12 protein-coding genes, 2 tRNA genes and 1 riboswitch are annotated in these 14,508 nt (G+C 73.1%); of the genes, 10 read left to right on the top strand and 4 right to left on the bottom strand.

Annotated features, from left to right (window positions below):
* The first annotated feature begins 44 nt into the window (after positions 1-44).
* The 5 genes from HB370_RS19415 to HB370_RS19395 all read left to right on the top strand — a co-directional run bounded on the left by HB370_RS19415 (position 45) and on the right by HB370_RS19395 (position 6,105).
* Positions 45-590, top strand: a complete 546-nt coding sequence (locus HB370_RS19415) for a hypothetical protein (RefSeq protein ID WP_037703090.1) — start codon at positions 45-47, stop codon at positions 588-590.
* 246 nt (positions 591-836) lie between these two features.
* Entirely contained in the window at positions 837-3,005 is a 2,169-nt protein-coding gene (locus tag HB370_RS19410) for a DEAD/DEAH box helicase (RefSeq protein ID WP_167513000.1), read from the top strand.
* A 108-nt stretch (positions 3,006-3,113) separates the two neighbouring features.
* Positions 3,114-4,631: an amino acid permease gene (locus HB370_RS19405; RefSeq protein ID WP_030792569.1), complete on the top strand. Its 1,518-nt coding sequence runs from the start codon at positions 3,114-3,116 to the stop codon at positions 4,629-4,631.
* Between the two features lie 100 nt (positions 4,632-4,731).
* A tRNA-Lys gene (locus tag HB370_RS19400) sits at positions 4,732-4,804 on the top strand.
* 506 nt (positions 4,805-5,310) lie between these two features.
* Positions 5,311-6,105 carry an argininosuccinate synthase domain-containing protein gene (locus tag HB370_RS19395; RefSeq protein WP_051816138.1) on the top strand — a complete coding sequence of 265 codons (795 nt, stop codon included), beginning with the start codon at positions 5,311-5,313 and terminating at the stop codon, positions 6,103-6,105.
* 290 nt (positions 6,106-6,395) lie between these two features.
* Here HB370_RS19395 and HB370_RS19385 read toward each other — a convergent pair whose 3' ends face one another.
* Positions 6,396-7,082: a TetR/AcrR family transcriptional regulator gene (locus tag HB370_RS19385; RefSeq protein WP_030792576.1), complete on the bottom strand. Its 687-nt coding sequence runs from the start codon at positions 7,080-7,082 to the stop codon at positions 6,396-6,398.
* 148 nt (positions 7,083-7,230) lie between these two features.
* On the opposite strand from HB370_RS19385, the gene HB370_RS19380 reads away from it, so the two are divergent.
* Positions 7,231-7,863 carry an NAD(P)H-dependent oxidoreductase gene (locus tag HB370_RS19380; protein WP_030792581.1) on the top strand — a complete coding sequence of 211 codons (633 nt, stop codon included), beginning with the start codon at positions 7,231-7,233 and terminating at the stop codon, positions 7,861-7,863.
* 14 nt (positions 7,864-7,877) lie between these two features.
* Positions 7,878-9,302, top strand: coding sequence for a DHA2 family efflux MFS transporter permease subunit (locus HB370_RS19375; protein WP_030792584.1), 1,425 nt, complete (start codon positions 7,878-7,880; stop codon positions 9,300-9,302).
* A 13-nt stretch (positions 9,303-9,315) separates the two neighbouring features.
* Here the strand turns inward: HB370_RS19375 and ribA are convergent, their stop codons facing one another.
* Together ribA and HB370_RS19365 are read right to left on the bottom strand one after the other, a co-directional pair.
* Positions 9,316-9,951, bottom strand: a complete 636-nt coding sequence (gene ribA, locus HB370_RS19370; RefSeq protein ID WP_030792586.1) for a GTP cyclohydrolase II — start codon at positions 9,949-9,951, stop codon at positions 9,316-9,318.
* A gap of 96 nt (positions 9,952-10,047) precedes the next feature.
* Positions 10,048-10,557 (bottom strand): MarR family transcriptional regulator, encoded by a 510-nt coding sequence (locus HB370_RS19365; protein ID WP_030792590.1) that lies wholly within the window; start codon positions 10,555-10,557, stop codon positions 10,048-10,050.
* 80 nt (positions 10,558-10,637) lie between these two features.
* Here HB370_RS19365 and HB370_RS19360 point away from each other — a divergent pair, with 80 nt between their 5' ends.
* Positions 10,638-11,771, top strand: a complete 1,134-nt coding sequence (locus HB370_RS19360) for a dihydrofolate reductase family protein (RefSeq protein ID WP_030792592.1) — start codon at positions 10,638-10,640, stop codon at positions 11,769-11,771.
* A 66-nt stretch (positions 11,772-11,837) separates the two neighbouring features.
* On the opposite strand, the gene HB370_RS19355 is transcribed toward HB370_RS19360, so the two are convergent.
* A tRNA-Met gene (locus HB370_RS19355) sits at positions 11,838-11,911 on the bottom strand.
* Between the two features lie 332 nt (positions 11,912-12,243).
* A riboswitch (cyclic di-AMP (ydaO/yuaA leader) is annotated at positions 12,244-12,414 on the top strand.
* A 7-nt stretch (positions 12,415-12,421) separates the two neighbouring features.
* Here HB370_RS19355 and HB370_RS19350 point away from each other — a divergent pair.
* Positions 12,422-13,486, top strand: coding sequence for a M23 family metallopeptidase (locus HB370_RS19350; protein WP_030792595.1), 1,065 nt, complete (start codon positions 12,422-12,424; stop codon positions 13,484-13,486).
* A gap of 77 nt (positions 13,487-13,563) precedes the next feature.
* Positions 13,564-14,508 carry an aldo/keto reductase gene (locus HB370_RS19345; RefSeq protein WP_030792598.1) on the top strand — a complete coding sequence of 315 codons (945 nt, stop codon included), beginning with the start codon at positions 13,564-13,566 and terminating at the stop codon, positions 14,506-14,508.

Below are 14,508 nucleotides of genomic sequence, written 5' to 3'. Positions count from 1 at the left end.
TTGGGGAGGTTGACTTCCGTCCCCCGCCCCCGGAGGTGGCCGCCGTGCGCCCCTTGTCCGTACCCGTCCGTCTGGCCGCCACGGCACTGGCCGTCACCGCCGCCGCCGGCTGTGTGAACGTGGGCGACGGCGCGGGCCGGGCCCGCCCCTCCCACTCGGCGGGACAGCCCGCCGGCGAGGCACCCGACGGTGGCCCGGCGCAGGGCGTGGGCGGACCCGTCGAGGTGGGCGGGACCGGTGGCGGCGAACACGGTCACGGTGGCAGGGCGAAGCCGGGGGAGTCCGGCCCGGCGTCGCCCGCCCCGTCGGGCAAGGGCAGCGCCTCGGCCGCACCGGAGAAGCCGGGAAAGCCGGGGAAGCACGGCGAGCCGGAGGAGCCGGGCGAGACCGACGCGCCCGGCGGCCCGGCGCCCACCAAGGCGCCGCCCACGCCCCCGGCCAGCTCCGCACCGCCCCCGCCTCCGGCCACCACGGAGCCGCCGCCCGCCACGGAGCCGCCGTCGGCCGAGCCGTCCTCGTCGGCGCACGAGGAGACCGGGCCACAGCTGGTCCAGCGGGAACCGGCGCCCGCGGCGGGCGTGGCGGTGTGACGCCTTCCGCTCCGCCGGTACCGGGCGGACCGCTGTGACGTGCGTCTACGCCGCTCGGTTTGCCTTCACGGGGGGTAGGTGCGTATGGTGGTAGATCGTTTGATCCCATTTGCCCGGCGCCACCACAGAGCGCGCCGTGTGGCGCGTACTCTCCTTTGCCGTGGCGGACCGCATCGAGGCGGTCGTGAGCGAATCACGGAGTTGACGGGCGCGTGCCGACGAGACTCCGGAAGGTTTCGCATTCGCATGTCCGTGTCCAGTACTGACCAGATCGTCATGTCCGAGAACGAGAACGAGAACGAACTCGACGTGACGAACGAGGTCACCGAGGCCCCCGAGGCCGCTGACACCACCCCCCAGACCACCTTCGCCGACCTCGGCCTCCCCGAGGGCATCGTGCGCAAGCTCGCGCAGAACGGCGTGACGACCCCCTTCCCGATCCAGGCCGCGACCATCCCGGACGCCCTGGCCGGCAAGGACATCCTCGGCCGTGGCCGCACCGGCTCCGGCAAGACCCTCTCCTTCGGTCTGCCGACCCTGGCCCTGCTGGCCGAGGGCCGCACCGAGAAGAAGCGGCCCCGCGCCGTCATCCTCACCCCGACCCGCGAACTGGCCATGCAGGTCGCCGACGCCCTCCAGCCCTACGGCGACGTCCTCGGCCTGAAGATGAAGGTCGTCTGCGGCGGCACGTCCATGGGCAACCAGATCTACGCCCTCGAGCGCGGCGTGGACATCCTGGTCGCCACCCCGGGCCGGCTGCGCGACATCATCAACCGCGGCGCCTGCTCCCTGGAGGACGTGCGGATCGCCGTCCTCGACGAGGCCGACCAGATGTCCGACCTGGGCTTCCTGCCCGAGGTCACCGAGCTGCTCGACCAGGTCCCGGCCGGCGGCCAGCGCATGCTCTTCTCCGCCACGATGGAGAACGAGATCAAGACCCTGGTCGACCGCTACCTGACCGAGCCCGTCCTGCACGAGGTGGACGCGGCCCAGGGCGCGGTGACGACCATGTCGCACCACATCCTCATCGTGAAGCCCAAGGACAAGGCGCCGGTCACCGCCGCGATCGCCTCCCGCAAGGGCCGCACGATCATCTTCGTCCGCACCCAGCTGGGTGCCGACCGCGTCGCCGAGCAGCTGCGCGACGCCGGGGTGAAGGCCGACGCGCTGCACGGCGGCATGACCCAGGGCGCCCGCACGCGGACCCTGGCGGACTTCAAGGACGGGTACGTGAACGTGCTCGTCGCCACCGACGTCGCCGCCCGCGGCATCCACGTCGACGGCATCGACCTGGTCCTGAACGTGGACCCGGCCGGCGACCACAAGGACTACCTGCACCGGGCCGGCCGTACCGCCCGCGCGGGCCGTACCGGCACGGTCGTCTCGCTCTCCCTGCCGCACCAGCGGCGCCAGATCTTCCGCCTGATGGAGGACGCCGGCGTCGACGCGGCCCGCCACATCATCCAGGGCGGTGCCGCCTTCGACCCGGAGGTCGCCGAGATCACCGGCGCCCGCTCCATGACCGAGGTCCAGGCCGAGTCCGCCGCCAACGCCGCCCAGCAGGCCGAGCGCGAGGTCGCCCAGCTCACCAAGCAGCTGGAGCGCGCCCAGCGCCGCGCCACCGAGCTGCGCGAGGAGGCCGACCGGCTGGTGGCCCGGGTCGCCCGCGAGCGCGGCGAGGACCCGGAGACGGCGGTGGCCGAGGCCCAGGCGACGGCCGCGGAGCAGCTCGCCGTGGCCGAGGAGCCGGCCGAGCGCGAGACCGAGCGCGAGGAGCGCCCGGCGGCGGCACCGTACGAGCGCCGGGAGCGGCGCGGTTTCGAGCGCCGGGACGACCGTCGCGACGACCGCCGTGAGGACCGGGGCGACCGCCGTTCGTTCGACCGGGACCGCGACCGTGGTTTCGAGCGCCGTGACGACCGGGGTGGCCGTGGTTTCGAGCGTCGCGACGACCGTCGGGACGACCGGGGCGAGCGCCGTCCGTTCGACCGGGACCGTGGTTTCGAGCGCCGTGACGACCGAGGTGGTCGCGGGTTCGAGCGCCGTGACGACCGGGGTGGCCGTGGTTTCGAGCGTCGCGACGACCGTCGGGACGACCGGGGCGAGCGCCGTCCGTTCGACCGGGACCGTGGTTTCGAGCGCCGTGACGACCGTGGCGGTCGCGGGTTCGAGCGCCGTGACGACCGCGGTGGCCGTGGTTTCGAGCGCCGTGACGACCGTCCGGGCTTCCGCCGTGACGACCGTGGCGGACACCGGGGCAGCGACCGTCCGTTCAACCGCGACCGCCGTGACGACCGCCCGGGCTTCCGCTCCGGCGGCCACGACCGCCCCTACGGCCGTCGTGACGACCACCGTGGCACCGGCGGCTCCTTCGGCCGCCGCGAGGACAAGCCGCGCTGGAAGCGCAACGGCTGACACCGAGTGAGCTGAGGCAAGGGCCCGTACGACACCCGTCGTACGGGCCCTTCCGCATCCCTGCCGAGTGGCGCATATCACAACAGCGGGCAGGGAATTGCTGGGGACATGGCAGACGACGCGCGTGTGACCGGACAGCGGGCGGCGCCCGGCCCGTCGGACGAGGAACGGCTGGCCCAGCTCGGCTACACCCAGGTCCTCGCCCGCCGGATGTCGGCGTTCTCGAACTACGCCGTCTCCTTCACGATCATCTCGGTCCTCTCCGGCTGTCTGACCCTGTACCTCTTCGGCATGACCACGGGCGGCCCCGCCGTGATCACCTGGGGCTGGGTCGCGGTCGGCCTGATGACGCTGTCCGTGGGCCTGTCGATGGCCGAGATCTGCTCGGCCTACCCGACCTCGGCGGGTCTGTACTTCTGGGCCCACCGGCTGGCGCCCGCGCGGTCGGCGGCGGCCTGGGCGTGGTTCACGGGCTGGTTCAACGTGCTGGGCCAGGTGGCGGTGACCGCGGGCATCGACTTCGGCGCGGCCTCCTTCCTGGGCGCCTACCTGAACCTCCAGACCGGTTTCGAGGTGACCCCGGGCCGCACGGTGGCGCTGTTCGCGGCGATCCTCGTCCTGCACGGCCTGCTGAACACCTTCGGCGTCCGGATCGTGGCGTTCCTGAACGCGGTGAGCGTGTGGTGGCACGTCCTCGGGGTCGCGCTGATCACCGGCGCGCTGGCGCTGGTCCCCGACCACCACCAGCCGGCGTCCTTCGTCTTCACCCGCTTCGTCAACGAGACGGGCTGGGGCAGCGGCCCGTACGTGGTCCTGCTGGGGCTGCTGATGGCCCAGTACACCTTCACCGGCTACGACGCCTCCGCCCACATGACCGAGGAGACCCGGGACGCCGCCACGGCGGGCCCGAAGGGCATCGTCCGCTCGATCTGGACGTCCTGGATCGCCGGCTTCGTGCTCCTGCTGGGCTTCACCTTCGCCATCCAGTCCTACGACGCGGAACTCGCCTCCCCCACCGGCGCACCGCCCGCCCAGATCCTCCTGGACGCCCTCGGGGCCACCGCCGGCAAGCTGCTCCTGCTGGTGGTGATCGGCGCCCAGCTGTTCTGCGGCATGGCCTCCGTCACCGCCAACAGCCGCATGATCTACGCCTTTTCGCGGGACGGCGCGCTGCCGTTCTCCCGCGTCTGGCGCACGGTCGGCCCGCGTACCCGCACCCCCGTGGCGGCGGTCTGGCTGGCCGCGCTCGGCGCGCTGGCCCTCGGCCTGCCCTACCTGATCAACACGACGGCCTACGCGGCGGTGACGTCGATCGCGGTCATCGGCCTGTACATCGCCTACGTCATCCCGACCTTCCTGCGGGTCCGCAAGGGCGCCGCGTTCGACCGCGGCCCCTGGCACCTGGGCCGCTGGTCCGGGGCGATCGGTGTGGTCTCGGTGACCTGGGTGCTGGCGATCACGGTGCTGTTCATGCTGCCGCAGGTCTCCCCGGTCACCTGGAAGACCTTCAACTACGCCCCGGTCGCCGTCCTGGCCGTCCTCGGCTTCGCCACGGCCTGGTGGCTGGCGTCGGCCCGCCACTGGTTCCTCACCCGCCGGCCGGCCCCCACACCGGCCGAAAAGTGACCAACGCGCCCGCCCCGTCCTCCCGTGACGCGGCCGTCTCCCCGATACCCGATCGGCGACACGGCCCCGTCCGGCTATGCTCGGACAAGCAACATCGCCCGGGCCCTTAGCTCAATTGGCAGAGCAGTGGACTTTTAATCCATTGGTTGTGGGTTCGAGTCCCACAGGGCCTACGGGAAGGACCCCAGCTCAGCGCGTGAATGAGCTGGGGTCCGAGTGTTTGTACCCGCCTTCGAGGTCGCTTGCTGGCCCGTAGCTGGCCCGAGAGCCAGACTCCCGTGCGGAACGCGCAACGGCCCCCGGCCGGGTCGGGGCTCCCAGCCCGGGGCCGTGCCTCCCCCCTCCAAAAGGAGCGGCCCGCCGCCCGCCTCCGGTGTCCTCTCCGGGGCCGTGGCCCCAGCACCTTCGGCGGGTCGTCCCGGTGCCGGCGCGATCCGCCCCGACATCGCCGTCGGAACGGCGGTCACCCCGGATGGCCGTACGGGACGGCCCTGTCCGCGCTGGGAGAAGGCGGGATCAGCAGGGGCGGGCGGGGCACGCTGACCGCCGACGCGTCAGGGCTTGCCGGCGTCCACTCACCGGAGCCCGCCGCCGCGTGTGGCGTCCGGGTCCGGCCAGGCCGGGCGCGGTCGTTGGGAAAGCGTTGTGACAGGCGCCGCCGGGCAGAAGTCTGCTCCCCGTGACCACGACAGAGGCTGCGAACACCGCACCGTCCCGGCTCGTCCGTTCCTTCGGCCGGCTCGCGTACCTGGACCCCGACCGACCGGTCGTGACCCTGTTCAGCGGCGGGCTGGACAGCTCCTATCCGCTGCTGCGCCTGCGCCGGATGGGGCTGCGCGAGGTGCACGCCGTGAGCGTGGACCTCGGCGAGGACGAATCCGGCCCCTACAAACGCCTGGTGGCCGAGGCGCTCGGCGCACGGCTCCACCTGCTCGACCGACGCGCGGAGTTCGCCGACCGTTTCGTCGCACCGGCCATCGCCGCGCAGGCCGTGTACCTCGGCATCCACCCCGTCAGCTCCACGCTCAGCCGTCCGCTCATCGCGGAGACCGCGGTGCGGCTGGCCCGCTCGCTGGGCGCACAGGCCGTCCTGCACACCGCCAACCGCTCGCAGAACACCCCTGCGCGGGCTCAACGGAGCGCTGGCACTCCTGGGGTACGAGGGCGCCTCCTCGACGATCCCGAACGGCACGAGGTGCCGGAGGAGATGTACGCGTGGAGCCGGCCCACCGCCGCGCCGGGCGCCATCGAACTGCTCACCGTCACCGTCGAGAACGGCCGCCCGGTCGCACTGGACGGGGCCCGGCTGCCGCTCACCGAGCTGATCGAGCTGCTCAACCGGCGCGTGGGCGCCTACGGGCTGGGCCGCTACTCGGGCCTGGAGCACCTGGACCACGGCGAGAAGGTCCTGGAGATCCGCGAGATGCCGGCCGCCTGGCTGCTGCTGAGCACCTACCGGCACATCGAGAGGTGAGCGGGGGCGATGGGGGTGCCCCCGCACGCCCTTGAGGCAGGGAGAGAGGGGGTGCCGGGCCTTCGCGTCCGGGACAGGATCCGTCGGACAGGCCCTGAGGCCGCGGTGTGGGATCAGGCGTCCAGCCAGCCGAGCCGGACGGCACAGGCCCCGGCCTGGAAGCGGCTGGCGGCACCGAGGCGTTCGGTCAGCTCGGAGACGAGGCGGAGCACAACGACCAACAGGTGCGAAGCAGTAGCGCTGCACTCAGTACCGAGTTCCACAAGGCCTACTGCGCACCATGTACGTCCTCACCCCGCCCGGTACGCCCGGAGGAACGCCGACACCCCGCCTGTGATCAGGCGGTCCTGTTCCGTGGGGGGCAGGGGCAGTACCCCGTAGTGGGTGAACTGGATGATCATGTGGGAGATCAGGGCCATGAAGTGGCCCCCCGCCAGTGTCGCGTCGCCGTGCAGGTCGAGCAGGCCGGCGTCCTCCAGGCGGGCCAGCGCCTCGGCGAGCGCGCGGCCCACCGGTGCCGGTCCGGCCTCGTGCCAGGCCGTGAGGACCTCGGGCGGCACGTGGTCGGCCTCCGCGTGGATGTGGCGGACCAGCGCGAAGTGGTACGCGTAGTCGGCCATGAGCCGGATGAGCCCGCGGGCCAGTGAGACGAGGTCGCGTTCGAGGTCCTCGGGGCGCGGCGGGCGCTCGGGGTCCAGCGCGGCGCGCAGGCGGGCCAGTTGGGCGTCCCGGACCTCGCTCGACGTCCAGGTGACGACCGCTTGGAAGAGCTGTGCCTTGCCGCCGGGGAAGTGGTTGTAGAGCGTGCGCGTGGAGACCCCGGCCGCGGCGGCGAGCGCGTCGACCGAGGCGCGCGCGTAGCCCTCGCGGCCGAAGACCGCGCAGGCGGCGCTCGCGATGTCCTGCCGCTTGCGCAGCTTGCGCGGTGACACCTCGGACCCCGTCCGCTCCCGCCGGGCCTCGTCCGTCCCGCCCATCCGTGCCTCCCTGGCTCCCGCGTGACCGGGCAACTCTAACCGAAGTACAACGACCGTTGTAATTCTTACAACGGTCGTTGTACTTTGCTGGCGGGGCGCTCGCCGGACGCGGTCGCCCGCCATCGCATCGCCCAGAGGGGGGACAGCCATGTCCGTCACCGATTCCGTCACCGGGGCCCGCGCCGCCGGGGACTCTCCGCTCCGCGTAGCCGTGATCGTCGGCAGCGTGCGGGAGGGACGTCAGGGCCGCGCGGTCGCCGACTGGTTCCTCGCCACCGCCGCCGAGGCCGGCCCGGACCTCGCCTACGACGTGATCGACCTCGCCGGGGTGGACCTGCCGCTGGTGCTGCCGGGCTGGGGCGGCACGCCCGGACCCGGGGCCGTCGCCGCGCTGCGCGAGGTCTCGCCGCGGCTCGCCGCCGCCGACGCGTTCGTGGTCGTCACGCCCGAGTACAACCACAGCTTCCCGGCCGCCCTGAAGAACCTCCTGGACTGGCACCTGCGCGAATGGCAGGCCAAGCCCGTCGGTTTCGTGTCGTACGGCGGTCTCGGCGGCGGCCTGCGCGCGGTCGAGCAGCTCCGGCTGGTCTTCGCCGAACTGCACGCCGTGACCGTGCGCGACTCGGTCAGCCTGCACGGCCCCTGGTCCGGGCTCGGCGAGGACGGCGCCCCGCGCGACGCCGAGGTGTGCGCGGGCGCCGCCAAGGGCATGCTGGGCCAGCTCGCCTGGTGGGGCCGGGCGCTGCGCGCCGCGCGGGCCGAACACCCCTACGCGGCCTGAGGGGCGGCGGACAGATGAGTACCGTGCGCCCCGCGAAGTCCGGCCCGGCCCGCACCGAGACGCCCGCCGTACCGCCCACCGCCCTCTACCGCGTCGTCATCGTCGTGGTCCTCGGCACCGTCATGTCCGTGCTCGACATGACGATCGTCAACGTCGCGCTGCGCCGCCTCTCGGAGTCCTTCGGGGCCCCGCTGGAGACCATCCAGTGGACCGCGACCGCGTACACGCTCGCGCTCGCCGCCGTCATCCCGGTCGCCGCCTGGGCGATGGCCCGGATCGGGGCCAAGCGCACCTACGTGCTCGCGCTCGGCCTGTTCGCGCTGGGCTCGCTGCTCGCCGCCTGCGCCTGGGACGCGGCCAGCCTGATCGCGTTCCGCGCGGTGCAGGGGCTGGGCGGCGGACTGCTCCAGCCGGTCGGCATGGCGATGGGCATGCGGGTCGCCGACCGGGCCCGGCTCGGCCGCGCGATGGCCCTGCTGGGGCTGCCGATCCTGGTCGGCCCGGTCGCCGGCCCGGTGCTCGGCGGGTGGCTGCTCGACGCCGCCTCCTGGCAGTGGATCTTCCTGATCAACCTGCCCGTCGGCGCCCTGGCCCTGTTCCTCGCGGTCCGCCTGCTGCCGAAGGACGCCCCCCACGCCCCCGGCACCGGCCGGCCCCGGCTGGACCTCCCCGGTCTGCTGATGCTCTCGCCCGGCCTGGCCCTGCTCCTGTACGGCCTCTCGCACGGCGGCGAGCGCGGGGACTTCACGGCCCCCGGTGCGCTGCTGCCGACGCTCGCCGGCGCGGTGCTCGCCACGGCCTTCGTGCGGCGGGCGCTCACCGTCCGCGCGCCGCTGCTGGACCTGCGGCTGCTGCGGGACCGTACCTTCGCCGCCGGGGTCGCCACGCTCGCCCCGTTCACCTGCGGATACTTCGGCTCGATGCTGCTCGGCCCGCTGTACTGGCAGCAGGAGCGGGGCCTGAGCGCCACGGCGGCCGGGCTGCTCGGCGCGCCGGTCGGGCTCGTGGTCGGTACGACGATGCAGATCGCGGCGCGGCGGGTCGACCGGGTCGCCCCGCGCCTGCTGATCTCGGCGGGGTGCGCGGTGGGCGCCCTCGGCATGGTCCTGCTGGCCTGGCAGACCGGGACGCCCGGAGCCGCGCCGTGGCGGATCGTCGTCGCGGGCATGGTGATGGGCGTGGGCGCCGGGATGACGCTGATGCCGGCGATGACCACCGCGAGCCGTGAGCTGCCCGAGGACCGGCTGGCCGGGGCGAGCACCGCGCTGAGCATCAACGCCCAGCTGGCCGCGTCGGCCGGTACGGCCCTGCTGTCCGTGCTGCTCGGGGCCGCCGGCCCGGACCCGGCCGGCTTCCGGCTCACCTACGCCGTGGCGGCGGCGCTGCTCGTCCTCGCGATACCGGCCGCGCTCCGCCTCCCGGCCCGGCGACAGGGCTGAGCCCGACCGCCCGTCAGCCCGCCGTCAGCTCCGTGAGTTCGGTCAGCGGCAGGGTGTGCCGGGTCTGCAGGGCCTTGGCGCGCAGGTAGTGGATGTTGTGGGCGGTGGTGAAGACGCCGGTGGGCACGCGGTCCCGGACGGCGATGCCCCGCGCGCGCAACTGGTCGGCCTTGTCGGGGTTGTTGGACAGCAGGTCCAGCTCCGTGATGCCGAGGGCGGTGAGCATCTGGGCGGCGGCCGTGTAGTCGCGGGCGTCCTCCGGCAGGCCGAGGGCGGCGTTCGCCGCGTAGGTGTCGAGCCCCTCGTCCTGGAGGGCGTACGCGTCGAGCTTGTTGTAGAGGCCGATGCCCCGGCCCTCCTGGCGGAGGTACAGCAGGATCCCGCCGCGGTCGGCGATGCGCTCGACCGCCTCGCGCAGCTGCGGTCCGCAGTCGCAGCGGGCCGAGCCGAAGACGTCCCCGGTCAGGCACTCGGAGTGCAGCCGCACCAGCGGGACGGGGCCCGGGTCGCCCAGGACGACGGCGAGGTGCTCCCGGCCGTCGGCGAGGCCGTGGAAGGTGACGAGTTCCGCGTCGGCGGCGTAGCCGTCGGCGAACCGCAGCGGCACCCGGACGCGGGCGCGCGGGGTGGCGGTGGGGATGTCGGGCATGCGGATCCCTCCGGAGCATGTGCTTCAGATTTGAAGCAGTGGTTCGCAGGGACCCTATCCCATGCTTAAAAGTTAAAGCAATCGACCTCGCCGAGGTCAGGAGCAGGACGACCGGCGCCGCCAGGGAACGTCGTCCGCCCCCGCCCCGGCCCTCTCGCCCTGCAACCCCCGCGCGATCCCCGTGCAGATCTCCTCCAGCTGCCCCACCTGCTCCTCGGTGAGCCGGTCGAACAGCAGCGAACGGACGGTCTCGACGTGCCCGGGCGCCGTGCGCTCCAGTACGGCCATCCCCTCGTCCGTCAGCACCGCGAGCGACGCGCGCCTGTCGGCGGCACAGTTCTCCCGGCGCACCAGGCCGTCCCGCTCCAGCCGGTTCACCACGTACGTCAGCCGGCTGCGGGTGATCTTCAGCGCCTCGGCGAGGTCGGTCATCCGCAACCGCCGGCCGGGGGCGTCGGAGAGGCCGGCCAGCACCGAGTAGAACAGGTGCGGCATGCCGCCCACCTGCTGGAGCTGCCGGTCGATCGCGTCCTCCAGGAGGCGGGAGGCGGCGATGTAGGCGCGCCAGGCGCGCTGCTCCTCGGGTGTGAGCCAGCGGGTCGTCATGCCGCCAGTGTAGGTTTGTTTAAAACTTGAACCAAGCCGCCCGCAGTCCGCCCCGCCCGCCTCCAGAGGAAAGAGCGCCGATGCCCCTGCCGTACGTGCTGCTGTCCGCCGCCGTCTCCCTCGACGGCTACCTGGACGACACCGGCCCCGAGCGGCTCCTGCTGTCCGGCCCGGCCGACTTCGACCGGGTCGACGGGGTACGGGCCTCGGTCGACGCCATCCTGGTCGGCGCCGGCACGATCCGCGCCGACAACCCCCGCCTGCTGGTCAACTCGGCCGAGCGGCGCGCGGCCCGGCGCGCGGCGGGCCGCCCCGCGTACCCGCTGAAGGTCACCGTCACCGGCTCCGGCGACCTCGACCCGGCGGCGAACTTCTGGCACACCGGCGGCGACAAGCTCGTCTACACCACCGACCGGGGCGCCGTACGGGCCGCCCGCCTCCTCGGGAGCACCGCCGATGTGGTCCCGCTCGGCCCCGCCCTGGACTGGCGGGCCCTGCTGGAGCACCTGCACGACGTGCGCGGGGTGCGGCGGCTGATGGTCGAGGGTGGCGGCACGGTCCACACCCAGCTGCTCCAGCAGGGCCTGGCCGACGAACTCCAGCTGGTCCTCGCCCCGCTGTTCGTCGGCGATCCGGCGGCCCCGCGGCTGTTCGGACCGGGCGCCTACCAGGGCGGACGCCTGCGCCTGCTGGAGACCCGACGGATCGAGGACGTGGTGCTCATGCGGTACGCGCCCACGGCTCCCGGCTCCGGCACGGACGCCACCGCCGCCGACCGCCACTGGCTGCGCACCGCCTGCGAACTGGCGGCCCTGTGCCCGCCTTCCCGGACGGCGTTCAGCGTGGGCGCGGTCGTGGTCGCCGCCGACGGCACGGAACTGGCCCGGGGATACTCGCGCGAGGGCGATGACCCGGTGGTGCACGCGGAGGAGGCGGCGCTAGCGAAGACCGACCCGGCCGACCCGCGGCTGCCCGGCGCCACGGTCTACTCCAGCCTGGAGCCGTGCGCCCGCCGCGCCTCCCGGCCGGCGCCCTGTGCCGAGCTGATCCTGCGGGCCGGGGTGCGCCGGGTGGTCACCGCCTGGCGGGAGCCGGACACGTTCGTCGAGGCGGCCGACGGGACGGGCGTGCTGACGGCGGCGGGGGCGCGGGTCGTCGTCCTGCCGGAGCTGGAGGAGCTGGCGAAGGCGCCGAACGCCCATCTGCCGGGCTGAGACCGCCCCGGGTGGAGATACACTCAGGGCCCGGAATCCTTGGGATTCCGGGCCCTGGGCCTTCAGTAGCGGGGACAGGATTTGAACCTGCGACCTCTGGGTTATGAGCCCAGCGAGCTACCGAGCTGCTCCACCCCGCGTCGTTGTGACTCCAGTGTACGCCATGTGCGGGATGCTTCGCACACCGGTTTCCGCGGGCCCCTCGGTGGGCCGCTCGACGGACGGTCGCGGGTGTCACGCAAGGTGATCGGGTGAGCGCGCTCGCATAACAACTGAGTCACCATCAAAATCACGAGTGACTGCTGACCGCTTCTGAGCGCCGGTCAAATTGCCCGTTCTGACGGGATAGTTGCTGATAACTCCACCGGTGAAAACGTTAATGATCAAGGGGACCGGCTTGGAAAGTGACTGTCAGGTCTATTAACGTTCGATAACGCAGCGCGGTCGTCCCAGCCGTCACAAGAGGCGGCTCCGTGCGCACGCGCCGAATCCCGCGAGGGAACCGGGGAACCACCACTTTGGGGTGAATCACGCGGATACCGCCGTGTACTCACGCGAGTCCACGACCGGATATACGCGCGTAGGAGACCTTCCTGCTCCGAACCCGTCAGCTAACCCGGTAGGCGGAGGAAGGAAAGGAGAACGCCCGCGTGGCGTCCAACCGGCCTGGCCCCGAAGCCCCGTCCATACCGGCACAGCGCGACACCGAGCCCGAGACCTTCGGCTACGGCGCCTACCGCGCCGACGAGGGCCCGTGGGAGGAGTGGAATCCCACCGAGGACTCCGTCGCCCCGGTCCGCGGCCGGCACCGGGTCGCCAAGCAGCGCGGCGGCTTCGCGCGCAGCTCCACCGTCCTCGGCGTCGGCGTCATGGCCGCGGTCGGCGCGGGCGGCATGGCCAGCGCCAACACCGGCAAGCCGCCGGTCTCCATCTCCATGCCGGACCTGCCCTCGGTCGGCTCCCTGTTCCAGGACGGCTCCGGCGACGACCGGCCCGCCGAGGCCGCCACCGCCACGCTCAGCATCGTCGCCGTGGCCTCCGACGCGAGCCGGGACAGCGCCGACGCGGGCGAGGTGCTGCGCAACCGGATCATGGCGCAGGCCGAGCAGCAGCAGGGCCAGGCCGACAGCAAGGCCGCCGCGGCCGCGCTCGCCGCCGCCGAGAAGCAGACCGCCGAGGCCGCCGCCCAGGCCGAGCAGCAGGCCGCCGCCAAGGCCGCCGCCGCCAAGGAGAAGGCGGAGGCCGCGGCCGAGAAGGCCGAGGCCGAGGCGAAGCGGGCGGCCGAGGAGAAGCGACTGGCCGAGCTGGCCAGGCAGTACGCGCTGCCCACCTCCTCGTACACCATCACCTCGACGTTCGGGCAGGCCGGCTCGATGTGGTCCTCCGGCCACCACACCGGTCTGGACTTCGCCGCCCCCACCGGCACCCTGATCAAGGCCGTGCACAGCGGCACGATCACCGAGGCGGGCTGGGCCGGCGCCTACGGCTACCGCACCATCCTGACCCTGGACGACGGCACCGAGGTGTGGTTCTGCCACCAGTCCTCGATCAACGTCACGGCCGGCCAGAAGGTCGCCACCGGCGAGGTCATCGGCCGCGTCGGCGCCACCGGCAACGTCACCGGCCCGCACCTGCACCTGGAGATCCACCCCGGCGGCGCGCCCACCGGCATCGACCCGATGGCGTGGCTGCGCGACAAGGGCCTCACCCCCTGACGGTTCCTTCCCGGAAGGTCCGGAAATCGGCGCCGGCGGCGGGATGCGATCGACCCCCGCCGGCGTTGACACGACGTATGACGTCACTTCGTAAACTCGGCTCCTCCGACCTCGAGGTCTTCCCGCTCGCCCTGGGCGGCAACGTCTTCGGCTGGACGGCCGACGAGCAGACCTCCTTCGCCGTCCTCGACGCCTACACCGCGGCCGGCGGCAACTTCATCGACACCGCCGACGTGTACTCGGCCTGGGCCGAGGGCAACAAGGGCGGCGAGTCCGAGACCATCCTCGGCGCGTGGCTCAAGGCCCGCGGCAACCGCTCGGACGTGGTCGTCGCGACCAAGGTCAGCCAGCACCCCGAGTTCCAGGGCCTGTCCGCCGCGAACATCAAGGCCGCCGCCGACGCCTCGCTGCGCCGCCTGGGCACCGACTACATCGACCTCTACTACACCCACTTCGACCAGCCCGAGGTGCCGGTCGAGGAGATCATCGGCGCGCTGGACGAGCTGGTGAAGGCCGGCAAGGTCCGGCACATCGCCGCCTCCAACATCGGCGCCGAGCGCCTGCGCGCCTCCCTGGAGTTCTCCGACCGCGAGGGCCTGGCCCGCTACGTCGCCGTCCAGCCGCACTACAACCTGGTCTCCCGGGACACCTACGAGGGCCCGCTCCAGGAACTCGTCGCCGCCGAGGGCCTGTCCGCCGTCCCGTACTTCGCGCTCGCCTCGGGCTTCCTGACCGGCAAGTACCGGCCCGGCGCGACGGTGGACAGCGCCCGCGCCGACCGGGTGCAGGACTACGTGGCCTCCGAGCGCGGCCAGAAGGTCCTGGCGGCCCTGGACGAGGTCGCCGCCGCCCATGAGGCCCCGGTCGCCACGGTCGCCCTGGCCTGGCTGGCCGCCCAGCCGACGGTCACCGCCCCGATCGCCTCCGCCCGCACCCCGGAGCAGCTTCCGGCGCTGCTCGGCGTGGCGGAGCTGAAGCTGACGGACACGGAGGTCGCGAAGCTGACGGAGGCATCCGCCTAG

The organism is Streptomyces sp. DSM 40868 (genome assembly GCF_011820545.1).
GTDB classification, from domain to species: Bacteria; Actinomycetota; Actinomycetes; order Streptomycetales; family Streptomycetaceae; genus Streptomyces; species Streptomyces eurythermus.
This window is presented reverse-complemented; position numbering and strand designations above follow the sequence as displayed.

Excerpts from the sequence above, each read along its gene's own strand:
- HB370_RS19410 (WP_167513000.1), top strand. The coding sequence starts at position 837 with ATGTCCGTGTCCAGTACTGACCAGATCGTCATGTCCGAGAACGAGAAC.
- HB370_RS19405 (WP_030792569.1), top strand. The coding sequence starts at position 3,114 with ATGGCAGACGACGCGCGTGTGACCGGACAGCGGGCGGCGCCCGGCCCG.
- HB370_RS19385 (WP_030792576.1), bottom strand. The coding sequence starts at position 7,082 with ATGGGCGGGACGGACGAGGCCCGGCGGGAGCGGACGGGGTCCGAGGTG.
- HB370_RS19380 (WP_030792581.1), top strand. The coding sequence starts at position 7,231 with ATGTCCGTCACCGATTCCGTCACCGGGGCCCGCGCCGCCGGGGACTCT.
- HB370_RS19375 (WP_030792584.1), top strand. The coding sequence starts at position 7,878 with ATGAGTACCGTGCGCCCCGCGAAGTCCGGCCCGGCCCGCACCGAGACG.
- ribA (WP_030792586.1), bottom strand. The coding sequence starts at position 9,951 with ATGCCCGACATCCCCACCGCCACCCCGCGCGCCCGCGTCCGGGTGCCG.
- HB370_RS19365 (WP_030792590.1), bottom strand. The coding sequence starts at position 10,557 with ATGACGACCCGCTGGCTCACACCCGAGGAGCAGCGCGCCTGGCGCGCC.
- HB370_RS19360 (WP_030792592.1), top strand. The coding sequence starts at position 10,638 with ATGCCCCTGCCGTACGTGCTGCTGTCCGCCGCCGTCTCCCTCGACGGC.
- HB370_RS19345 (WP_030792598.1), top strand. The coding sequence starts at position 13,564 with ATGACGTCACTTCGTAAACTCGGCTCCTCCGACCTCGAGGTCTTCCCG.